We start from the raw sequence: 22,142 nt of genomic DNA, 5'->3' as shown, positions 1-22,142 counted from the left end.
TAAATAAACTAACCAGTTACTTCTTTTTTTATGACTAATGCCCTTTCGTATATATCGTTCTTTTTTGCACCAGTTAGTTTAACTACCAGCTTCACTGCTTTTTTGACAGGAATATATTCAAGCAAATCTTTTAATAGGTCATCGATATCAACTTTTAAATTGTTTTGCTCGTCAACTTCGCCATTATTACAATCAATAATAACGACAAACTCACCTCTTACGACATCTTGATTATCCTTAAAAAACTTATGCACCTCTTCTACTGAACCACCAACAAATTTTTCAAACTGCTTAGTAAGTTCCTTAGCAACAACGATATTATTATGAGGCATTATCTCCAACAAATCATTCAAAAGATATGTAATTCTATGTACAGACTCATATATTACTACTGTTGTATTTGCTTGTTGGAAGTCACGGATTTGCTGCTGCCTTTTAGCTTGTTTTGCTGACAAAAATCCTTTAAACATAAAACTATCAGACGGTATGCCTGCAGCAGATAGTGCTGTGATAACAGCACTAACACCTGGTATTGGAATTACTTTATAACCGTCCTTGCGTAAGCTCGCAACTATTTTATAACCAGGATCTGAAATTAATGGTGTACCTGCATCACTTACCAAAGCTATGCTATTATCATTACCTAAAAGCTCTTTGACATACTCAACTCGTGACCCTTCATTAAAATCATGGCAAGAAATTAACTTCTGATTACCACGAATATTAAGGCTAGCCAATAGTTTAGCTGTCATTCGTGTATCTTCTGCTAGAATCACATCAACATCACTCAGAATGTTCATAGCTCTGTAAGTTATATCTTGTAAATTACCAATAGGCGTTGATACAACATAAAGAGTTCCTTTTTCTATACTATTCACCTATCATACCCACCAAATTTGTAATATCTCCCGCTCCTTGAATTAGCACAACCGTATTATCATCCACAAGCTTCTCTAAGAGAGAAAGCACATGATCAAAACTATCAGCCATAAGCGCTTTGGGGATATTTCTGATAAGATCTTGGCTCTCAGCTCCCTGTATAACCTGCTCTCCCGCTGAATATGTTGGAAGTATTATTAGCTGATCGGCTAAAGATAAGGCTTTTGACCAGTCCGTTAACAAATCCCTATTACGCGTATATCTATGTGGCTGAAAGACATGTATTATTTTTTTATCCGGATACCTATCTCTCACAGCTCCAATGCTACTTACAACTTCTACAGGATGGTGTCCATAATCATCAACAACAGGAGTCTCATAACCCAATATTCGCTTAGTATATATATCAAATCTTCTCACAACACCTTTCACAGTAATTAATGCTTTATAAATATCCTCATATCTAAACCCCAAGTCTAGACATGTTATTACACATGCTGCAGCATTTTGAACATTATATTTGCCAGGCAACTCTAATTTAAAATCATATTTGCTAGACTTATATTTAATAGAGAACGAGGTTAAGCTTCCATTTACCCTGTAGTCATATATTTGAGCGCTTGCGTTTGTAGCAAACCCATAAGATACAATATTTCCTATTACTTGCGAACGATACTTCTCTAGCAAATCATTGCAGCCACAATCATCAACACACAAATATATATTTTCGATACTTTCTTTCATCAAAAAATTTGCAAAGTTCTCAAGTAAGTTGTCATAGCTATTTTTATATGTCGACATATGATCAAGATCAATATTCGTAACTATTGCGACATTTGGGTTTAGATATAAAAATGAAGCATCACTTTCATCTGCTTCTATAACTAATCTGTCGGTACCATTAACCTGAATATTAGAGTCAGCATATTTAACTACACCACCAACAACAAAACTACTAGTTATATCAAGCTTACATAGCAATGTAGCTAAAATACTTGATGTTGTAGTCTTACCATGAGTTCCTGTGACTGCGATACTATACCTAAAATCTTTCATTAATAACGCTAAAAACATGGCTCTTTGTAAACACTGCACCCCTAAAGCACGTGCCTTTGACAACAATGGATGGCTATCAAGAATTGCACTTGAGTATACTACAGTATCATAGACTGAAACATCAATACTAGTGGGACTTGAAAATATTGAAATACCTGAAGATTCTAACTTAGCAGTTAGCTTATTCGGTACACTATCATAACCAGCAACATCTGCACCTAACCTTTTAGCTGCAATAGCCAGCGCTGAAACTCCAATACCACCGACTCCAAGGAATAATATCTTTTTTTTCAACTTAACCTTCAGAAGCAGTTATGCTAGTAGATACTACATAGAAATATTTTAGCACAATGACTACATTAGTCATAATCCTCGCCAATACTTAAATACTGCAAGACTAAGCTCTTTTAACATTCCTTTACCATCTGCAGCCTTAATACCGTTATCTTCGCACCATTTTGTAAAAATAGTCCCACCATCTGAACTATACATCAAATCATAAGCAAATGCGTTTCTATTAAAATTTGTTTTCTGTAAAGGAAGCAATTCACCATAAATACTTGATGATGTTGAATTAATCACGATATCAAATGATTCTTTGATATCATCAAAATCAATCACATCTATTTTATCATCTAGCCCGAATAGACCTTTTACTGCATCTGCCTTTACTTTGGTTCTATTAGTAATACTCACAGATAATGGGAACTCTTTGATAACTGCTGCAATAACTGCTTTGGCAGCTCCTCCAGCACCTACAACAAGAACCTTTTTACCTACAAAACCTATTTTGTAGTTATTCTTAATATCATTAACTATACCCAAACCATCATAGTTTAGAGCTATCATTTTACGATCTTTGGTAAAAACAACATTACTAGCAGCTTTAACAGCCTTAGCAGTATCATCTGCATCATCTGCCAGATCGTATACTTTTTCCTTATGTGGTACAGTTACACTTAACCCTTTAATTTGAGAATTATCACGGAACTCTTGAATCTTTGTTTCTAGATTCTCTGGCTTAATTTCAACAGCTGTAAAAAGTATATCTTGATGATATTGCTCAGCCAATTCCATCTGAATTTTGGGAGATAAACTATGTTTAACCGGATAACCAATTACATGATACAAATCTTGCATAAAATAAAAAACCTTGTAAATTTTGTACGAATTATATCATAGCAAGAATCATTAACTTGAATACTGGAAAGAAAATAAATATTATATGGGTTATATAAATTGACATACTTGTTATAAGAAAATGAAAAAAATATGTACTTTCTTTGTGGCTGCGCTGTATGTTTCTATTGGTTTTTCTGCAAATGCCACAATAGACAACAGCTTAGCTAGTAGTGGCTCCAATGTTAACGTTAATCCTGCCCTAACGGAAGCTAACTCAGTCAAACCCAATGATCATGCAACACCTATGGCAATGAATGCTACACCATCTCCTTTAAGTAAGGAAGCTAAAGAGGGTAACATACCAGCCATAGACCAACCTAAGCAACAAGAACAACTAGTTGGCTCAAACTCCGCAACTTGGACACCTGCATACCTCAGCGTCAAAAAGTTCAAAAAATGTTTAGAGGTTGAAAACTATAGAGGGTGGCAAGGTTACTGCTTCCCCTCTGAAAAACCTAAAAACTGTCCTGATAAATCTTGGAAACAATTATCAGAGATGAATCTAATACCATGCTCCAACTCTAGCAATTAGTATTTGACTAACTAAGGTTTTTTCTATAGAATACCGAAACTATTTCTGTAATGTATTAAATAAAGATTAGAATTTTAAAGAGGAAATTAAAATGAAAAGAACATTCCAACCTTCAAACTTAAAAAGAAAAAGAACTCATGGCTTCCGTGCTCGCATGAAAACATTAAGCGGAAGAAAAGTTATTAGAAACAGAAGAGCTAAAGGTAGAGCAAAGCTTGCAGCGTAACTTTTGCCTAACAAAGCAAAATATACTCGATAAAAGTGAGATTAAACAAGCCTTTGGTAATGTAGATAAAAAACTCAGCACACTACATTTCACATTCCTTTTAAGTCACAGAACTCATAAAGAGCCAGGTATTTGTGCAATCTTACCAAAAAAAAGCATCAAAAAGGCTACTAAAAGAAATCTTTGTAGAAGACTTATTAAAGAATCTTTTCGTTTACACAAAGATATCTTAGAACACAAATGCTTGATAGTTTTAAGTAAAAAACCAGCTGCTCAAGCGACTAAGGAAGAATTGTGGCACTCGATAAAAAATTTCGAAAATTTTTTAAAAGAATTACACTAGTTCCTTTTATAGCTCTAATCAATTTATACCGCTATTGTATAAGCCCCTTTATACCTGCTAGATGCAGATATTATCCTACTTGTTCAGAATATGCTCTAGAAGCTCTAAAAACTCATGGTATACTAAAGGGATTATATTTAAGTACCCGTAGGCTCTTAAGATGTCACCCGTTTGCAAAAAGAGACTACTACGATCCGGTTCCTTGTAAAAATAAAAAGGTTAATAATAAACAATGAAAGCTAATCATATAAGAATACTACTATTAGTCACGATAGCTATAATGCTTATCTCATTGATGGGTAGATGGGAGCAAACTTTCCCATCAAAAAGCAGTCAATCACAAACGACTCAAACTCAACAAGACAATAGTCACTATAATAGTGATACTCCTGCCACAACGAACGTGTCAACATCTGATGCAAAAGCATCATTAACGAAAACTACAAGTTTCTCAAAATATGATGATGCTAAAAGCGTAACTATTAACACAGATGTATTCAAAAATCTTAAGGTCAGCTTACTTGATGGTGCTATTATTTCAGCATCATTAGAAGATTATAGCATTAGTCTTGATGATAAAACCCCAATGTCTCTGCTTACAAATAAGCAAGGTTCAGAATATATTGCCAAAAGTACTATTGTTATCAACAAAAAGCCTACTGATGTCAATTTTGAAAGCCAGGGAATCAAAAAAGAAAATGGAAAACAGGTACTAACTCTTACTGGAAATGTTGATGGGTTAGAAATAACTAGAACATATACTTTTGATGATGCTAAATACAATATATCTGTATCTCAGAATATTAAAAATACAACTTCAGCACCTGTAAATGTTATTATTGATGACTCATTAGCTAGAGACTTTAATCCAGCGGGCGATAGCTTTAGCCTATTAAATGCTCACAGCTATACTTTTACTGGTGTCGCTTACTCAACAGCTAATGACTCTTTCAGAAAAGAATCTTTCAAAGACATTTCAAAAACTAACGGTCAGCCAACGGTTATAAGTAGTCAAGGTCTAGGTTGGGTTGCTTTCATACAACATTACTTTATGAGCGCTTGGATTCCACAATCAAATGACTCAAAAATTTACTATAAAAACCTAAATAATGATGTATTTGAAGCAGGTGCTTACACTGGACTTTCGATCGCACCTGGTCAATCAGAAAATATAGACTCAGTACTATATAGTGGACCAATTATTAAAGCCAACTTAGTGGATTTAGCTCCTAACCTAGAAAAAACTCTAGATTACGGAATGTTATCATTCTTCTCAGAAATAATTTTCTGGGTGATGAATCACATACATTCACTAGTAGGTAACTGGGGCTTAGCTATTATCCTTGTAACCTGCCTGATTAAGCTCATATTCTATCCTCTTTCTGCTAAGAGTTATCGCTCTATGGCAAAAATGAGAATGTTACAACCTAGAATCAAACGCTTACAAGAAACATATAAAGATGATCGTCAGGCTCTAGGTAAGAAAATGATGGAAATGTATAAAGAAGAGAAGGTAAACCCTCTAAGTGGTTGTTTACCAATGCTTATACAAATCCCAATATTCATTTCACTGTACTGGGTATTGCTAGAATCCGTAGAGTTAAGACAAGCTCCTTTTATCTTCTGGATTCATGACTTATCAATGAAAGATCCTTACTTTGTATTACCTATACTTATGGGTATATCAATGTTCTTACAGCAAAAACTATCACCAGCTCCTGCAGATCCTATGCAAGCTAAGATAATGATGTTCTTACCTGTGATATTTACATTCTTATTTGCTTCATTCCCATCTGGTCTAGTACTATACTGGTTAACTAACAACGTAATTAGTATCTTACAACAGTGGATTATTACAAGACATTACCAAGCTACTCATAAAAAGTAATATGGATAAATCTCTACTTAAACCAAAATATTGGGGTTTATGGATTATAATCTGGATTGCTAAGGTTTTAGTAAACACACTTCCTTACAGTGTGTTAATGCGAATTGCGTTAGGTATAGGTTTTTTGGCAAAACCTCTATTAAAAAAACGTCAACAGATTGCTATAACAAATCTTAAAATCGCATTCCCCGACAAATCGGATCAAGAGATAGAGAAGCTGGCTAATGAGAGTTACAAATCTGCAAGTATGGCAGGGTTTGAAAGTCTAATATCCTGGTTTATGTCTAAAAAAAACTTTAACAAAATTCCTTTTGACAATGACCTAAAAACATTTGATCAAATTCATTATGATAAAGATAAAACATTGCTAGTACTGGGTTTTCACTTCCATTGTCTTGAAATAGCTGGTAGATATATTGGTGAACACTATAGTCCATTTACCGTAATGTACCAATATCACAAAAATCCCCTAATGGAACACATAATCACCTCTTCCCGAAAGAGATATGTAACTGAATGCTTCCAAAGGAAAAATATTATTTCTGTCATAAAGAGTTTGAAGAGAAAAGTATCAATGTGGTATGCACCAGATCAAGACTTTAAGGAGCATGTGGTTTTTGCTCCATTTTTTGGTAAACTTTGCACCACTCTAACTGTAACACCGTGGTTAGCAAAAAAGACTGGCTCAACAGTAATCCCTGCATACTATATCAGAAAGCCAAATTTCTCTGGCTACAGTATTATAACAGGTGACCCAATCACATTTACTGGTGATGACTTTGAAGATGCAAAGCTGACAAATAAAATTCTTGAAGATATCATAAAAAAACATCCTGAGCAGTATCTATGGCAACATCGTCGCTATAAGACAAGACCTCCAGGAGAAGAAAAGATTTATTAATGTTTATGATTAAAAAAGTGTATGTTAAAATAGGTTTAAGATATTAATTTAAAGATACTGATGAATAGTAACAAGCTTAAACCGAAGAACTGGGGTATTTGGGTTATTGTAGGTATAATGAACTTTGGCTCCAAGTTACCTCTTTTCACTCATAAATATATAGTGCTTGCTATTGGTATTGTTATTAAACCATTCTTAAAAGGTAGGAATGAAATTGCAAGAGAGAATCTCAAGATTGCGTTCCCAGAAAAGTCTTTGAAAGAAATAAATAAACTAGTTAATAAAAGTTATTACTCAATGGTTTTATCAGGAGCTGAAACTACTGCTGCTTGGTTTTTATCAAAAAAAAGGTTCAGTAAAATAGAGTTTGAATGGGAAGAAAACTCATTAGAGATTTTTAAAAGATATCATGAAAACCCGAATACAAATGTTATATTCCTAGGTTTTCACTTTCACTGTATAGAAATAGTTGGACGTCATGTAGCAGAAAATCATCCCCCTCTTACAGTTATGTACCAAAAGAACACCAATGATCTTCTTGAAGAGCTAATCAAAAAATACCGTGAAAAAAATATCTATAGATGTCTAGATAGTAAAAACTTAATAAGTGTCATTAAAAGCTTAAAAAGAGGCTACTCTATGTGGTACGCTCCAGATCAAGACTTTGGCTTAGAAAGCACTGGACTTGAAAACTCTATTTTTGCTCCATTTTTTGGAACTTTATGTTCAACTTTGACAGTAACTCCATGGTTAGCTGAAAAAACAGACTCTGTAGTGTTACCTGTATATTATGTTAGGGAAAAGTGCCTAAAAAAATATAAAATTGTTACAGGTGAACCTCTAGAGTTCACAGGAGATGCGTATAAAGATGCTGAAATAACAAATAAGTTTTTAGAGGATGCTATAAGAAAATATCCAGAGCAATACTTATGGCAACATCGTCGCTATAGAACTAGACCAAATGGCGAACCTCAAATATATTAGAGTAGTGTTGATATGCCAATAAATAATAAAAAAAAAGGATTTTCATTAGTTGAGTTGATGGTTGTAATCGCGATAATAGCAATTCTCGCATCAATTGGCATACCAATGTATAACAACTATATACTGAGAAATCACCGAACTGAAGCAACCTCTGAGCTGCTTTCAGCAGCTAGTGCGGCTGATAATTTTGAAATCCGTTTTGGGTCTTTTCCTTCTGGTAGTACGATAAGTAGCTTTTATCATGAAAATACTCAAAATAATTACTATCGCCTTACATACTGCTCTGGTGAGCCGGAGTGCCCAGAAGTTAGCTATGTATTAACGGCAATTGCTCAGAATTCACAAACAGCTGATACTCCATGCAGAAATATAGAACTTGAAGTTGATGGGGGTATTGTAAATAAGACTCCTCAAGAATGTTGGAATTAGAATCTTACTAAACTAAATAAGGATTTAAAAATGGCTAGTTATAGTACTAATGAGTTTAAGGGTGGCCTGAAAGTTTTAATCGATGGCAACCCAATGGTTATTATTGAAAATGAATTTGTAAAACCGGGTAAAGGACAGGCATTTAATAGGGTTAAACTAAAAAACCTATTAAATGACAGAGTAGTTGAAAAAACTTTTAAATCTGGCGAATCTGTTGAGGCTGCAGATGTTGAAGAATTATCTGCTGTTTACTCATACTTTGATGGTGAGTGCTATGTCTTTATGCATCCAGAAACTTTTGAGCAATATATGGTTTCTCAAGATGCTCTTGGTGAAACAAAAAAATGGCTCAAGGATCAAGATGAATATCAAGTAATTCTTTTTAATGGCCAACCCATCTCCATCATCCCTCCGAACTTTGTTAACTTAGAAATTATTGAGACAGATCCTGGTCTTAAAGGTGATACTGCAGGCACAGGTGGCAAACCAGCAACACTATCTACTGGTGCGGTAGTTAGAGTGCCTCTTTTTGTACAAACTGGTGAAATCATAAAAGTTGACACTAGAACTTCGACCTATGTATCAAGAGTAAAGGATTAAGTAAATGCAATCTACAGATAACTTGATCTGGATTGACCTTGAAATGACGGGGTTAGATGTTGATAGTTGCGCAATTATTGAAATAGCTACAATTATTACAGATAAAGACCTAAATATCATTGCAGAAGCAGAGCCAATAGCAATCCATCAATCAGATGAAATTCTAAATACAATGAATGAGTGGTGTATAAAGGTTCATGGAGAAACAGGTCTAACTCAGAGAGTAAGAGATAGTAAGACTTCATTAAAAGAAGCTGAGCGAAAAACCTTAGATTTTATAAAGCAATATGTCCCTTATCAAAGTTCTCCTCTATGTGGTAATTCAATATGGCAGGATAGAAGATTCTTAGCAAAATATATGCCTGATATAGATGACTATTGCCATTATAGAATGCTTGATGTTACAAGCTTAAAGCTTCTCAATGAATATTGGGGGGATGGCGAGAGCTTCTATAAAAAATCTACACACCAAGCTCTAGATGACATTAGAGAGTCTATTTCTGAGTTAAAGTTCTATAGACAAAAACTTTTATCTGTTTAATAGTCCATTACTGAATTTCTAAAAGTTTTTTAAATACATCACAAAAAATCTTTAACCTAGCTCAGCAAATGTGCTATGATGAAGATTAGGTATACTTGAGAGTATGCTTAGTTTCAAATTAATTTTATGAAAAACTTGAGAGGAGTTTTTATGTCGAAATTTGTCTATGCCTTTAGCGAAGGTAATAAGTCTATGCGTGATTTGTTAGGTGGTAAAGGAGCTAATCTTAGTGAGATGCTTAATAGTGGATTGCCTGTACCAGATGGCTTTACAGTAACTACAGAAGCATGCCTAAAATACTATGATGACCGTCAAAAACTAAATGATCAGGTTAAAGAACAAATTTTTGCAAATGTTGCAGATTTAGAAAAAAGAACAGGCAAAACTTTTGGTGGAGGAAGTAATCCACTACTTGTATCCGTGCGTTCTGGTGCTAGAGTTTCTATGCCAGGTATGATGGACACAGTTCTAAACCTTGGTCTAAATGATGAAGTTGCAAGAGCTATGGTAGCAAAGACAAATAACGAGCAGTTTGTTTATGACAGCTACAGAAGATTCATAATGATGTTTGCAGATGTTGTTATGGACTGTGAGAAAAAACCTTTCGATAAAATACTTGATGATAAAAAAGAAAAGAGAAATGTCAAAAATGACTGCGATCTAAGTGCTCAAGACTATAAAGATATTGTTGCAGAATATAAGAAAGTCTACAAAGATCTAGTTGGTAAAGAATTCCCGACAGATCCTGTTGAACAACTTCTAGCAGCTGTAGAGGCTGTATTTAGATCTTGGAATGCTGAAAGAGCCATCATATACAGAGAAATCAATAATATCTCGAATAACTGGGGTACGGCTGTTAATGTCCAAGAAATGGTCTATGGTAACTCTGGAAATAACTCTGGTACAGGTGTTGCTTTTACAAGAAACCCTTCCACTGGAGAGAATGAACTTTTTGGTGAATATTTGATCAATGCTCAAGGTGAAGATGTAGTTGCAGGTACCAGAACTCCTGCACATATTTCAACTTTGAAAGACAAAATGCCAGAAGTATTTAATGACTTTGTAAAAATTGCTAAAAATTTAGAAAATGTCTACAAAGATATGCAGGATATGGAGTTCACTATCGAAGATGGTAAGCTTTTCATGCTGCAAACAAGAAACGGTAAAAGAACTGCAAAAGCAGCTTTGAAAATAGCTGTTGATATGGCTAAAGAAGGCCTAATCACAAACGAAGAGGCTGTGATGATGGTTGAACCTCACTTGCTAGAGCAACTACTACATCCTAAATTTGATGAAAAAGCTCTTGCTTCTAAGCGCCCTCTTGGTTCTGCACTAGGTGCTTCACCAGGTGCTGCAAGTGGTAGAATATATTTTGATGTTGAATCTTTGCTAGCAGCTAAAGCTCGTGGTGAGGAAAAAACTATCCTAGTTAGAGTTGAAACTTCTCCTGAAGATATAGCAGGTATGAATGCTTGTAATGGTATCTTAACTCTACGTGGTGGTATGACATCTCACGCTGCTGTAGTAGCTCGTGGAATGGGTAAATGTTGCGTATCTGGATTAGAAGCAGCTAGAATCGATGAAGATAAAAAAACTATTACTTTTGAGAGAGGTCAAGTTTTCTCTGAGGGTGATTATTTATCTCTTGACGGTACAAAAGGTACTGTATACAGAGGTATTATCAAAACTGTTGATCCTGAAGTTACTCAAGACTTTGAAGAGTTTATGAAATTTGTTGACAATGTTCGTAAGCTTCGTGTTAGATGTAATGCTGATACATTCAAAGATGCTTCTGTTGCTAGAGCGTATGGTGCTGAAGGTATCGGACTATGCCGTACAGAACACATGTTTTTTGAAGAGGATCGCATATCTTATGTTAGACAAATGATCTTAGCTAAAGATAAAAAAGAAAGACAAAAGGCTTTGGATAAGTTGCTTCCAGTACAGCAACAAGACTTTGAAGAGCTTTTTGAAGCTATGGATAATCTAGCTGTAACTATCAGATTTATAGATCCTCCTCTACATGAATTTTTACCTCATGAAGTTGATGAGATTGATGACCTAGCCCGCGAATTTAATATTAGCTACAGTGAGTTAGAAGCTCGTATAGAAGCTTTAAATGAAATGAATCCTATGATGGGTCATAGAGGCTGTAGACTCGCTGTGACATATCCAGAAATCATCGAGATGCAAACTAAAGCTATCATCTATGCGGCAATATCAAGCAAACGTATGGGAATTGAAGTTAAACCTGAGCTTATGATTCCATTAGTTAGCACTCTTGGAGAGTTCAAATTACTAAGCGGTATAGTTAGAGAAGTTGCTAACACAATTCTTAAACGTGAAAAAATAGATATCGACTATAAAGTTGGGGTAATGCTAGAAACTCCTCGTGGAGCTATTGGTGCAGGCCTGCTTGCTGAAGCTGGCAGTGAGTTCTTCTCATTCGGTACAAATGATTTAACTCAGATGACTTTTGGCTTTAGTAGAGACGATGCTAATAAATTCATTAAAGACTACCTTGAAAAGGGTATTTTAAGCTTCGATCCATTTGCTAGACTAGATCCCAAAGGTGTAGGTAAACTAATGGAAATAGCTAAAGAAGGTGTCAAAGCTGTTAACCCAAATGCTAAAATGGGTATATGTGGCGAGCATGGTGGTGAACCATACTCTGTTGGTTTCTGTCATGATTTGGATCTTGACTATGTATCTTGCTCTCCTTTTAGAGTTCCTATAGCAAGATTATCAGCTGCTCAAGCAAAAATTTATGCTGATCGCAGATAATTAACAATCTTTTAAATTCTTCCCTTTCAAAAAATTTCACTAGTTAAGCTAAATCAAGGTTTACTCTAAAATATTATATGGCTACAATAACTATATTGAGTTTTATATAGTGGTATTTTAAATAAAATATCCTTTAATCAAAAGCTAAGGGAAAATGCATAAAAAAGTAGATTCATGTATGCAGATACGAAGACAAAAAGGGAGTAATTTCTCTATAGTCGAAGCAATTGGTAGTGGTAAAACAGCCACTGCTATGTTTTCTCAAAAAATCAAATCTCAAAGTAACTCTTCTCAAGCACTCCTCTCCCTCAGCACAAAACTCCTCTGTCTATAATTTTAGACATTGTTGCATAAAAATATATTTTAAATAATTACAAAATATCGAGGGTCAATATGATAGATAAAATTTGGAAAAATGGCGAGATAATCTCCTATGAAAAAGCAAAAGTTGGTATAGATACTCACTCTTTGCATTACGGGTCATCTGTATTTGAAGGTATAAGAGCCTATGATACTCCTAATGGTGTAGGTGTTTTAAAACTAAAAGAGCATATGCAAAGATTTATGTACTCGATGAGTGTCCTAGGCATGACGTGTAAATATACCCTTGATGAACTATGCCAAGCTGTATTAGATACTATCAGAGCTAGTGGCAAAAAATCTTGCTATATAAGACCGTTGGCATATTTTGCTGAAGGAGGGGTTAGTGTTCTACCAGCGAAAGATCACCCTGTTGATATCACTATCTATTGCATAGATATGGGTAAATATATGGCTGCTGATAAAGTAGATATCAAAGTTAGTAAATATATAAGAATTCACCCTCGCTCTACTGTCTGTGATGCGAAAATTGGTGGTCACTATGTCAACAGTATATTAGCTTCTAGAGAGACTCTTGGTACGCATTACCATGAATCTCTGCTTCTAGATGTTGATGGCAATGTGGCTGAAGGTGCTGCTATGAATGTATTTTTTGTCAAAGATAATGAAGTTATAACAACTCCATTAGGAACTATACTAGATGGGATAACTCGTAAGCTTATAATCCAAATTGCTAAAGATTTGGGCTATAAAGTTACAGAGCGCTTGTTTAAAGTTGATGAGCTAATAAATGCAGATGAGGCTTTCTTCTGTGGAACTGCTGCTGAAATCACTCCTGTGGCAAGTATAGATGATAATAAGTTAAAAAGTAATGACCACACAATAACCAATCAAATAAAAGAAGTCTTTGAAAAACTTAAAAAAGGCGAAGCTTATAAAGATGCTTTAACTTATGTATAGGAGCCAGTGAAATGGATAAAAAGAAAATTTATATTTTTGATACAACTCTTAGAGATGGGCAACAGTCTCCTGGAGCTGGAATGTCTTTTGAAGATAATATTGCGTATGCAGATCTTGCAGATAAGCTAAATATCGATGTCCTAGAAGCAGGCTTCCCTTCAGCAAGTAATACAGATTTTGAAATAGTAAATACTATCTCAAAAAGAATGGCTGAGAAAAACTCTAATATGGTTATTGCTGGACTATGTCAGTTAAGAAAAAACCAAGTAGAGATCACAATGGATGCATTACGTCCATCATTAGCAATAGGTAAAGCTAGAGTTCATATGTATTTGCCTGTAGATCCAAATCTAGCTCAAGCTAGTCTTGGTAGCAAAAATGATAACGAGCAGAATATCAAAAATGTTTATGAGTTGATTAAGCTAGCTAGTGATCAAGGCTTTGAAGTCGAGTTTAGCGCAGAAGGATATTCAAGACTAGGTGATACTTTTGACTATGTTACTGATGTTTTTAGGGCTGCAGTATCTGCTGGTGTTACAGTTATCAACTGTCCTGACACTATTGGTGGAGCTTGTGAGCGTGAAAATGATAACTACTTTGTCAAAAATATGACTAAACATGCTGAAATCATCAAAAAAGAATTCCCTGATAAAAATATAATCTGGTCAGCACATTGTCATAATGATTTGGGATTAGCATTAGAGAACTCTATGAACGCTGTATTTGATGGTCCTGCAACACAAGTAGAGGGCTGTATCAATGGTGTTGGTGAAAGAGCTGGTAACGCATCATTAGAACAATGTGTGATGTTTATAAACCTTTTTGGTGAACAAAAAGATTGTCATTATTATAATGATATTAATATTGCTAATTTTAAAACTATTTCAGATTTTATTGGCAAAAGAATGTTATCAAGACAACCTCACCACCCTATCACAGGTCTAAACTCAGCACGACACACTTCTGGTGGGCACACCAATGCGATACTAAAAAACCCTCTAGCATATCAGCCATTCCACCCAGAATCTGTCGGTAATGAAATTAGCTTTATTTTTGGTCCATTATCAGGTGGTAACCATGCTAAGAAAATTATCGAAGAAAATGGTTATATTTGTGATGATAAAGAAAAAGCAGCTATAGCTCAGCAAATAAAAGATATTTATCATGAGCGTAGAAAAGGTATCACAGATGAAGAACTAATACAGGCTTATAAACAGATTAAATCTCCTATTAATGTATCAGCTATAGACTACGGTAAATCTAATGGTGAAACCTATGTTGAGCTTAAAGGAAAATTCTTTGGTAATACAGATTATAGAATTACTGATAATGGCGATAACTCAGCTCTTTCAGCACTATTAAAAGGTATACAGGAGCATATACCAGAGATAAATATTTCAGATTACTTCTCTAGGTCATTAAAAGATGCTGGGATTAACTCCAAATCTGAAACCACCATTATAATCAAAACTGGTGAAAATAGTCCGGTCGTTGAAGGGATTGCTGTAGATCAAGATATTGAGATATCCTCACTTAAAGCATTAATAACAGCGACTAATAAGCTATATATAGAAACAAACTATAGGAAATAAAATGGCAAAAAATATTATTGATAAAATCTGGGATGCTCACGTTGTAAAACATATACCTGACTTTCCTGATATTTTATATATAGATAGAATGCTAATGCATGAAGTAACATCTGCTCAAGCTTTTGATAAAATTAGAGAGTTAAATATACCTATCAATAACCCGAAATCGATTATTGCGACTGTAGATCATAGTATATCAACATCACCAATCAATAGATTAGAGATGAAAGATAAAACTGCTCAAGCTCAAGTTGAGAAATTACGAAGCAATGTTAAAGAATTTGGTATTGATTTTTATGATTTTGAAAGCCAACACCAAGGGATTGTCCATGTCATAGGTCCAGAGCTTGGCTTTACATTACCAGGTATAACTCTTGTATGTGGTGACTCTCATACTTCAACTCATGGTGCATTTGGAGCTTTAGCATTTGGTGTTGGAACATCTGAAGTTGGACATGTACTTGCTACTAACTGTATTTTGCAATATAGACCAAAGACAATGAAAGTAGAGTTTGTTGGTAAGCCGTCAAAGTCAGCTACTGCTAAAGATATTATCATGAAGCTAATCGCTAATATTGGTATTGGTGGTGCTGGTGGTTATGTCATCGAGTATGTTGGCCAAGCAATCAAAGATATGACTATGGAAGAGCGTATGACGTTATGTAATATGTCGATAGAATGTGGTGCAAGAGCGGGTTTGGTTTCTCCTGATGAGAAAACTTTTAGTTATCTAAAAGGTAAAAAATATGCGCCTCAAGGTAAGGATTTTGACAAATCTGTAGAATATTGGAATAGCTTTATCAGTGATGAAAACGCTCACTATGACAAAACTATCAAAGTCGATATTGAAGGACTTGAGCCAATGGTTACATGGGGAATAAACCCTCAACATGCTATCAGTATCTCAGCTAAGATTCCAAGCTTGAAGGATATACCTACTCATCAACACAAACTGGCTCAACAAGCTTATGACTATACTAAATTTAATGCCGATGAAGATATCTTTGGTAAAGAAATACAGTGGGCATTTGTTGGTAGCTGTACTAATGGTCGTATAGAAGATATGCGCGCTGTGGCTAATGTTTTAAAAGGCAAACAGGTTGCTAAAAATGTAACTATGTATATAGTTCCTGGGTCAGAGCAAGTACGAAATATTGCAATAGCAGAAGGTTTAGATAAGATCTTTGCGGATGCTGGTGCTGAATTTAGAATGCCTGGTTGCTCAATGTGTTTAGCAATGAATGATGATAAGGTTCCAGAAGGTCAAAGATGTATTAGTACCTCAAATAGAAACTTTATAGGCCGTCAAGGTAAAGGAAGTATAACTCATCTTGCTTCACCACAAACAGTTGCTGCTAGTGCTGTTATGGGTAAGATTTGTAGTGTTGATAAATTAGATAAGGAGCTATAAGAATGCAAGCTTTTAAAAAACTAACATCTAGCGCAATTCCTTTATGGCTAAGTGATATTGATACAGATATGATTATTCCTGCAAACTTTCTAACTCAAACAACAAAAGATGGTTATGGTAAAAGTTTATTTCATAACTTAAAGGAAAAAGATAGTGGTTTTGTTTTTAATAACCCTGACTACTCTAATTCTGAAATATTGATTGCTGGAGATAATTTTGGCTGTGGTTCATCAAGAGAGCATGCTGTTTGGGCATTAACTCAAGCAGGTATCAAAGTTATAATTGCACCATCATTTTCTGACATATTCTTCAATAATGCTGCTAAAAATGGCTTATTGTTAATCTCATTAGACAAAGATACTGTCAAAGAATTATGTGATAAGGCTGAAGATCCAAAATTTAGTATAACTATTGACTTACAAGAGCAAACGGTTAGTGCAGATGGTGATACTTATAATTTTGATTATGACCCTTTCCGTAAAGATTGCCTGATTAGAGGACTTGATGACATGACTTATCTTATTGAACATCTAGATATAATCAAACAATTTGAACAATCACAAAGAGGCTAAAATGGAAAAAAATATTGCTATATTAGCAGGTGATGGAATCGGACCTGAAGTAATGGAATCAGCAATCAAAGTTCTTGATTCTATTGCTAAAAAATATAATCATAAATTTAACTATATAGAAGCTCTTGTTGGTGGTGCTGCTTATGATAAATATAGAAGCCACTGTCCAGAAGAAACATTAGAGATATGTAAAAACTCTGATGCAATACTTTTTGGCTCTGTTGGCGGACCTGTTGAAGCTCAAAATGAAGAAAAATGGCAAGGCTGTGAGGCTAATAGTATCCTAGCTCTTAGAAAACACTTTGGTTTTAATATAAACATCCGTCCTAGCCAGATTTTTCCAGCACTCAAAGAAGCTTGTCCACTAAAGGATAGTTGTATTGCAAATGGTGCAGATATTGAAATCTTTAGAGAACTATCTAGAGATATCTACTTTGGTGAGCATAGAACTTTTACAGATGAACATGGTGTAAGATGTGCAACTGATATTGCTGAGTATGATGAACATACGATTAGAAATATTGTCGTACAAGCATTTGAAAGAGCCACTCAACGCTCAAATAGACTTACATCTGTAGATAAGGCTAATGTCTTAGATACATCAAGGCTGTGGAGAAATATTGTCAATGAAGTGGCTAAAAATTATCCAAATGTAAATGTTAATCATATGTATGTTGATAATTGTGCAATGCAAATGGTACTTAATCCTAGTCAATTTGATGTAATGGTTACTGGTAACCTTTTTGGTGATATTATTTCTGATTTAGCATCTGTATTACCTGGTTCTATTGGCTTAGTACCATCTATAAGCTTAAATAAAGATGGTTTTGGACTATATGAGCCTTCTGGTGGTTCTGCTTATGATATCAAAGGTCAGGGCAAAGCAAACCCAATTGCGCAGATTTTATCTGCATCATTAATGCTTTCTTATTCATTTGGCTTAGTAACAGAGGCAGAAGCCATTGCAAGTGCTATCAATAAGACTCTTGAAGATGGCTTTAGAACTTCAGATATATACACTCAAGGAACTAAACTAGCCTCAACAATAGAGTTTACCGATGAGATTATAAATAGACTATAAAACTCTTATTATATTATCCTAAAGAAATGTTATTCTTCTTGGCTATACTAGTAGCTAGTCTAGCTACCAAAGCATATACGATACCTAAAATGATAGTTATTACACCTAGCCATAAAAAGTAATTTTGATAGATATTTAAACTCATAATAGGATCAATCTTACCTTCTGGCATAGCTACAAGCTGACCTAGTTTACCAGATAATGCGCCGCCAAAAGCTAATGCAAGCATAAAAAAGCCCATGCCTAGCGTAACTATCTCTTTTCTAAAATAAATCGCTATCAAAGAAAAACCTAAAGCAGCAACCAACAATTCTGCTAATGCTCCAAAGAAGAAATAGATAATCATCCAATTACCATCAATAAAGCCATTTTTCTGCGTTAGCATAATCACTAAGTATAATGTTAATGGAGCTATCCCAGCTATCACTGTACCTATAGAATATTTATAAGGAATTGATAAATGACTCACACTCTTCTTATACAGTATTGCCAAAATAGGACTTAGAACCACTAACCAAAAAGAGTCTAGTGCCGCATAAGTTGCTGGAGAAACGTTGAACCCAATCAAATTAAGATTTACATTATGATCAGCAAATAAAACTAGTGTAGAAAACATCTGGTTATAAATAATAAAATAGATAACTGCTTCAATTACTAAAATCACACCTATTATCTGTAGTATTTTTTCTTTTTTACTCGAAGTATTTTTTGCGTCATTCAGCATGTACAAAAAAGTTAATAAACAGACAACTATTATCAAATACAGAGATATATCTGTCATCTGAAATAAAGCATAACAAATGACTATTTGTAATAAACATACCAATGAGACTAGAGCTTTAGTTTTATTGGTTATTTTTTTATTTTCAGGTTCAATATCTTTTAATAATCTTGCACGCCAAGCATAATTTGATAGTGCTAAAATCATACCTATAACACAAATTATAAAAGCATATGAATAACTAGTATATTTTGCAATAATAGGAGTAAATGCTATTGCTAAAAAGCTCCCTATATTTACACCCATATAATAAAGTGTAAATGCTGAATGTGACTGTGCAGGATTGTCATTAAAAATCTTTGAAATTAACGCTGTTGGAGCAGGCTTAAATAAACCATTACCAACAATAATTAATGATAACGCCCAGCTAATATGCTTAAGATCATTAGACATTGCTAATACAACATAGCCTAATAACAGTAGAATTGCACCAGTAACTAAAGCATTTTTTATACCGATAACTTTATCAGATATATATCCACCTATGGTTGGCGTAATATAAATTAATGAAGCAAATATCCCAAAAATTAGATATCCTTGTGACTCACTAATATGACTAGCTGTTATAAAAAGCATAAATAAAGCTTGGAAGCTATAAAAAGCATATCTCTCCCATAACTCTATAAACCACAATACCGAAAACTGCCTTACCTTTATATCTTTTATCAAAATCAATTCTCTTTACTAAATTTATAACAATATAATCTATAACACATTATGCAAAATAGTAAGCCTAATTTTGTTTTAATGATTATAAATTGACTATAGATATTTAGTCACTTAAACTTTTCTTATATACTTCTTTATTGTTTTGAAAATGCTTATAACAAAACTCAATGAAAATTCTTTTAGCCTAAGTGTCAAAACTAACTGTGTAATATCTTTTGACTATAATACCAATCAGCATGGGCAATTTAAGCTCTATCACAATGATATAGTTGTAGAATGTCACCCAATCCAAACAACTACATTAAAAACTAAGTATTATCATATTGAGTGGTTACTAGAAGCTAATAAGGAATATATCCTAAAAATTGTTTGTGATACCCAAAATGTAAGTATAGAGAACGGTTGGCTGTATGATGATTCTTTGCTTGAACAGGGAGGTATCTGCTTTAGCCTAAAACATGGTAAATGGCAGTCATGTCATTCTCATGATAATTCAAATATAAGAAATACTGAACGTCTACAATATCACTTCACTGCAAAAGAAGCTTGGTTAAATGATCCAAATGGCTTAGTTTACTTCAAGGGTAAATATCACATGTTTTACCAGCATTATCCTTATGGCAAGCATACACCAATGCTACACTGGGGACATGCTGTATCTGAAGATATGGTACACTGGCAACATCTACCTATTGCTATTTACCCACAAAACGATCTTGATGATAGATATATTGGTGGCGCCTTCTCAGGAAGTGCTACAGTTGTCAATAATGAGCTTTTTCTAACTTATACAGAGCATTTTGAAGATTTAGACAATACTCCAAATATCTTTATAGAAAAACAAAATCTCATCAAAAGCAAAGATGGTATTCACTTCTCAAAACCCAAAACCGTAATAAATCGTAAGCCAGATTTTTGTTCTTATGATTTTAGAGATACTAAAGTATGGTTTGATGAAAAATTTGGCTGTTACTACCTAATTATTGGCACCTATGCAAATGGATACCCAAGCGTTGTACTGTATAGATCTGATGATGCTGAGAGCTGGATTTATCATAGTATCTTATTTCAAGAAAAAACTCTCTCAGGTAGAACATTAGAGTGTCCAGATCTATTTTACCTTGATGGTAAATATGTTCTTATTTTGTCAATATTTGAAACTAAAGATAAAAAAGATTTTAATTATCAATCGTATTACTATATTGGTGATTTTGATGGTAAACATTTTATACCTAAGACTCCCCTTAGATACATAGATTCAGCGAAGGAATTTTATGCTCCACAAACTTTCGAAGCTAATGGTAATAGGTATGCTATAGGCTGGATGAACTGTTGGGAAGATTTTAAAAATCGCGCAAAAGAAGATTCTGCAGGTGCTATGAGCTTAATGAGACAGCTTAGAATGAACGAAGATAAACTTTTATCTTATCCTGTAGATAATTATAAAAACCTTAGAAATAAAACTATAGAACTCAGAAGCTTCGATCAAGATATTGCTCTGCTTTCAAATCTAATAGAACTAAATTTAGATTTTAGCTCTAAAGAGCAATGGCAACTAAATCTTCTTAAAACTAATCAAAATCATATCTTTAATATTAGCTATCAAAATAATCAGTTAATTGTAAAAAATAACTTCTCGGAAGTCATGACAGAGGCTTCTATAGTAGATATATCATCTCAAAATGTAAGTGTAGATATTTTCTTAGATACAACTAGTATAGAGCTTTTTGTTAATAAAGGTGAAGAGTCTATTACGATGCGATTTGATCCTTCTAATATAATAGAAAATACATTACAGATAAATGTAGCTAATAAAAATGATATAACTGTCAAGCTACATGAGCTTAGTTTAATATGGAAATGATTTAATCCTATAATGTTTAAGAGTATCTACCTCTTTTCATTGCAGTGAAGTTCGATTGATATTTTAATTAAATATTATTAGAATCATAAGTGTATATTAAAAAACTTAGGATGAAAGTTATGAAAAAATTTTTGATTCTTGGTGTACTTATCGCATCATATAGTGTCGCAAATGCTGAGAGTTTTCATATAAATGCTGCAAAGGAAAAGATTAATAGTATTTGTATTATCAATAATCCTAAAGTGACAGTCGATGGATTTGTTGATGAGACAACCTCTGTTCTAGAGAAACAAGGTGTAAAAGTTTACAATGGAGAAAGCAAAGATTGTCAAGCAAATTTAGAGTATGTTGCAGATATGCATTGGATGGGTGTTAAACACTTATCAAAAGTTGATTATAAACTTTCTGATGCTAAAACAAAAGAAATCCTCGCTACTGCTGAGTATGACTGTGGTAACTTTAGTTTAGATAAATATCACGCTAAAGTTGATGTTGTTGTACCTGAACTAATAGCAAAATTACTACCACAAAATAAGTAGTTTAATA

The 22,142-nt window shown here is 34.0% G+C and carries 22 protein-coding genes; 18 read left to right on the top strand and 4 right to left on the bottom strand.

Features of this window, described 5'->3' with window-relative positions; all coding sequences use genetic code 11:
- Positions 1 to 8: 8 nt before the first annotated feature.
- The 3 genes from rsmI to F3D59_RS00575 all read right to left on the bottom strand — a co-directional run bounded on the left by rsmI (position 9) and on the right by F3D59_RS00575 (position 3,075).
- Positions 9 to 878 (bottom strand): 16S rRNA (cytidine(1402)-2'-O)-methyltransferase, encoded by an 870-nt coding sequence (rsmI, locus tag F3D59_RS00585; RefSeq protein ID WP_150463397.1) that lies wholly within the window; start codon positions 876 to 878, stop codon positions 9 to 11.
- On the bottom strand, positions 871 to 2,229 hold the full coding sequence (gene murC / locus F3D59_RS00580; RefSeq protein WP_150463396.1) for a UDP-N-acetylmuramate--L-alanine ligase: 1,359 nt from the start codon (positions 2,227 to 2,229) through the stop codon (positions 871 to 873). The genes rsmI and murC overlap by 8 nt, the downstream gene beginning before the upstream one ends.
- Before the next feature lie 69 nt (positions 2,230 to 2,298).
- Positions 2,299 to 3,075 carry a shikimate dehydrogenase family protein gene (locus F3D59_RS00575; protein ID WP_150463395.1) on the bottom strand — a complete coding sequence of 259 codons (777 nt, stop codon included), beginning with the start codon at positions 3,073 to 3,075 and terminating at the stop codon, positions 2,299 to 2,301.
- A 121-nt stretch (positions 3,076 to 3,196) separates the two neighbouring features.
- Between F3D59_RS00575 and F3D59_RS00570 the strand changes: the two genes are divergently transcribed.
- The 16 genes from F3D59_RS00570 (at position 3,197) to leuB (ending at position 18,282) form a co-directional block, all read left to right on the top strand.
- A complete protein-coding gene (locus tag F3D59_RS00570) occupies positions 3,197 to 3,649 on the top strand; it encodes a hypothetical protein (RefSeq protein ID WP_150463394.1) in 453 nt (150 codons plus the stop codon).
- A 91-nt stretch (positions 3,650 to 3,740) separates the two neighbouring features.
- On the top strand, positions 3,741 to 3,875 hold the full coding sequence (rpmH, locus tag F3D59_RS00565) for a 50S ribosomal protein L34 (protein WP_003014180.1): 135 nt from the start codon (positions 3,741 to 3,743) through the stop codon (positions 3,873 to 3,875).
- A complete protein-coding gene (gene rnpA / locus F3D59_RS00560) occupies positions 3,865 to 4,218 on the top strand; it encodes a ribonuclease P protein component (RefSeq protein WP_146421596.1) in 354 nt (117 codons plus the stop codon). The genes rpmH and rnpA overlap by 11 nt, the downstream gene beginning before the upstream one ends.
- On the top strand, positions 4,170 to 4,454 hold the full coding sequence (gene yidD / locus F3D59_RS00555) for a membrane protein insertion efficiency factor YidD (protein ID WP_013921850.1): 285 nt from the start codon (positions 4,170 to 4,172) through the stop codon (positions 4,452 to 4,454). Before rnpA ends, yidD begins: the two co-directional genes overlap by 49 nt.
- Positions 4,451 to 6,106 carry a membrane protein insertase YidC gene (gene yidC, locus F3D59_RS00550; protein ID WP_150463393.1) on the top strand — a complete coding sequence of 552 codons (1,656 nt, stop codon included), beginning with the start codon at positions 4,451 to 4,453 and terminating at the stop codon, positions 6,104 to 6,106. The genes yidD and yidC overlap by 4 nt, the downstream gene beginning before the upstream one ends.
- Position 6,107: 1 nt before the next feature.
- A complete protein-coding gene (locus F3D59_RS00545; protein ID WP_150463392.1) occupies positions 6,108 to 7,007 on the top strand; it encodes a lysophospholipid acyltransferase family protein in 900 nt (299 codons plus the stop codon).
- Between the two features lie 60 nt (positions 7,008 to 7,067).
- The gene (locus F3D59_RS00540) at positions 7,068 to 7,991 is read left to right on the top strand and encodes a lysophospholipid acyltransferase family protein (protein WP_150463391.1); all 924 of its coding nucleotides are present in this window, start codon (positions 7,068 to 7,070) and stop codon (positions 7,989 to 7,991) included.
- A 12-nt stretch (positions 7,992 to 8,003) separates the two neighbouring features.
- Entirely contained in the window at positions 8,004 to 8,420 is a 417-nt protein-coding gene (locus tag F3D59_RS00535; RefSeq protein ID WP_013921846.1) for a type IV pilin protein, read from the top strand.
- 30 nt (positions 8,421 to 8,450) lie between these two features.
- On the top strand, positions 8,451 to 9,020 hold the full coding sequence (gene efp, locus F3D59_RS00530; protein ID WP_013921845.1) for an elongation factor P: 570 nt from the start codon (positions 8,451 to 8,453) through the stop codon (positions 9,018 to 9,020).
- Between the two features lie 4 nt (positions 9,021 to 9,024).
- On the top strand, positions 9,025 to 9,561 hold the full coding sequence (orn, locus tag F3D59_RS00525; protein ID WP_150463390.1) for an oligoribonuclease: 537 nt from the start codon (positions 9,025 to 9,027) through the stop codon (positions 9,559 to 9,561).
- 150 nt (positions 9,562 to 9,711) lie between these two features.
- Complete coding sequence (gene ppdK / locus F3D59_RS00520) at positions 9,712 to 12,345, top strand: pyruvate, phosphate dikinase (RefSeq protein ID WP_150463389.1); 2,634 nt, start codon at positions 9,712 to 9,714, stop codon at positions 12,343 to 12,345.
- A gap of 393 nt (positions 12,346 to 12,738) precedes the next feature.
- Positions 12,739 to 13,626 carry a branched-chain amino acid transaminase gene (locus tag F3D59_RS00515; protein WP_150463388.1) on the top strand — a complete coding sequence of 296 codons (888 nt, stop codon included), beginning with the start codon at positions 12,739 to 12,741 and terminating at the stop codon, positions 13,624 to 13,626.
- An 11-nt stretch (positions 13,627 to 13,637) separates the two neighbouring features.
- Positions 13,638 to 15,218, top strand: coding sequence for an alpha-isopropylmalate synthase regulatory domain-containing protein (locus tag F3D59_RS00510; RefSeq protein ID WP_150463387.1), 1,581 nt, complete (start codon positions 13,638 to 13,640; stop codon positions 15,216 to 15,218).
- 1 nt (position 15,219) lies between these two features.
- The gene (gene leuC / locus F3D59_RS00505; protein WP_146421587.1) at positions 15,220 to 16,629 is read left to right on the top strand and encodes a 3-isopropylmalate dehydratase large subunit; all 1,410 of its coding nucleotides are present in this window, start codon (positions 15,220 to 15,222) and stop codon (positions 16,627 to 16,629) included.
- A gap of 2 nt (positions 16,630 to 16,631) precedes the next feature.
- On the top strand, positions 16,632 to 17,201 hold the full coding sequence (leuD, locus tag F3D59_RS00500; protein WP_150463386.1) for a 3-isopropylmalate dehydratase small subunit: 570 nt from the start codon (positions 16,632 to 16,634) through the stop codon (positions 17,199 to 17,201).
- Between the two features lies 1 nt (position 17,202).
- Positions 17,203 to 18,282 carry a 3-isopropylmalate dehydrogenase gene (gene leuB, locus F3D59_RS00495; protein ID WP_150463385.1) on the top strand — a complete coding sequence of 360 codons (1,080 nt, stop codon included), beginning with the start codon at positions 17,203 to 17,205 and terminating at the stop codon, positions 18,280 to 18,282.
- A 13-nt stretch (positions 18,283 to 18,295) separates the two neighbouring features.
- On the opposite strand, the gene F3D59_RS00490 is transcribed toward leuB, so the two are convergent.
- A complete protein-coding gene (locus F3D59_RS00490; RefSeq protein ID WP_150463384.1) occupies positions 18,296 to 19,732 on the bottom strand; it encodes a peptide MFS transporter in 1,437 nt (478 codons plus the stop codon).
- 148 nt (positions 19,733 to 19,880) lie between these two features.
- On the opposite strand from F3D59_RS00490, the gene F3D59_RS00485 reads away from it, so the two are divergent.
- Entirely contained in the window at positions 19,881 to 21,596 is a 1,716-nt protein-coding gene (locus F3D59_RS00485) for a glycoside hydrolase family 32 protein (RefSeq protein ID WP_191092405.1), read from the top strand.
- A 119-nt stretch (positions 21,597 to 21,715) separates the two neighbouring features.
- Entirely contained in the window at positions 21,716 to 22,135 is a 420-nt protein-coding gene (locus tag F3D59_RS00480) for a hypothetical protein (RefSeq protein WP_150463383.1), read from the top strand.
- Positions 22,136 to 22,142 lie beyond the last annotated feature (7 nt).

The sequence above is a fragment of the Francisella sp. XLW-1 genome, assembly GCF_008711455.1.
In the GTDB taxonomy this organism is placed as follows: domain Bacteria; phylum Pseudomonadota; class Gammaproteobacteria; order Francisellales; family Francisellaceae; genus Francisella; species Francisella salimarina.
The sequence above is the reverse complement of the archived record's forward strand: the minus strand, read 5'-3'. Positions and strand labels throughout refer to the sequence as shown.

Bases quoted from the DNA above. Each gene is read 5' to 3' on its own strand.
- F3D59_RS00515 (WP_150463388.1), top strand. From the start codon at position 12,739: ATGATAGATAAAATTTGGAAAAATGGCGAGATAATCTCCTATGAAAAA.
- leuD (WP_150463386.1), top strand. From the start codon at position 16,632: ATGCAAGCTTTTAAAAAACTAACATCTAGCGCAATTCCTTTATGGCTA.
- F3D59_RS00570 (WP_150463394.1), top strand. From the start codon at position 3,197: ATGAAAAAAATATGTACTTTCTTTGTGGCTGCGCTGTATGTTTCTATT.
- orn (WP_150463390.1), top strand. From the start codon at position 9,025: ATGCAATCTACAGATAACTTGATCTGGATTGACCTTGAAATGACGGGG.
- F3D59_RS00510 (WP_150463387.1), top strand. From the start codon at position 13,638: ATGGATAAAAAGAAAATTTATATTTTTGATACAACTCTTAGAGATGGG.
- F3D59_RS00480 (WP_150463383.1), top strand. From the start codon at position 21,716: ATGAAAAAATTTTTGATTCTTGGTGTACTTATCGCATCATATAGTGTC.
- leuC (WP_146421587.1), top strand. From the start codon at position 15,220: ATGGCAAAAAATATTATTGATAAAATCTGGGATGCTCACGTTGTAAAA.
- ppdK (WP_150463389.1), top strand. From the start codon at position 9,712: ATGTCGAAATTTGTCTATGCCTTTAGCGAAGGTAATAAGTCTATGCGT.
- F3D59_RS00540 (WP_150463391.1), top strand. From the start codon at position 7,068: ATGAATAGTAACAAGCTTAAACCGAAGAACTGGGGTATTTGGGTTATT.
- F3D59_RS00535 (WP_013921846.1), top strand. From the start codon at position 8,004: ATGCCAATAAATAATAAAAAAAAAGGATTTTCATTAGTTGAGTTGATG.
- F3D59_RS00485 (WP_191092405.1), top strand. From the start codon at position 19,881: ATGCTTATAACAAAACTCAATGAAAATTCTTTTAGCCTAAGTGTCAAA.
- yidC (WP_150463393.1), top strand. From the start codon at position 4,451: ATGAAAGCTAATCATATAAGAATACTACTATTAGTCACGATAGCTATA.
- leuB (WP_150463385.1), top strand. From the start codon at position 17,203: ATGGAAAAAAATATTGCTATATTAGCAGGTGATGGAATCGGACCTGAA.
- F3D59_RS00545 (WP_150463392.1), top strand. From the start codon at position 6,108: ATGGATAAATCTCTACTTAAACCAAAATATTGGGGTTTATGGATTATA.
- F3D59_RS00575 (WP_150463395.1), bottom strand. From the start codon at position 3,075: ATGCAAGATTTGTATCATGTAATTGGTTATCCGGTTAAACATAGTTTA.
- efp (WP_013921845.1), top strand. From the start codon at position 8,451: ATGGCTAGTTATAGTACTAATGAGTTTAAGGGTGGCCTGAAAGTTTTA.
- rpmH (WP_003014180.1), top strand. From the start codon at position 3,741: ATGAAAAGAACATTCCAACCTTCAAACTTAAAAAGAAAAAGAACTCAT.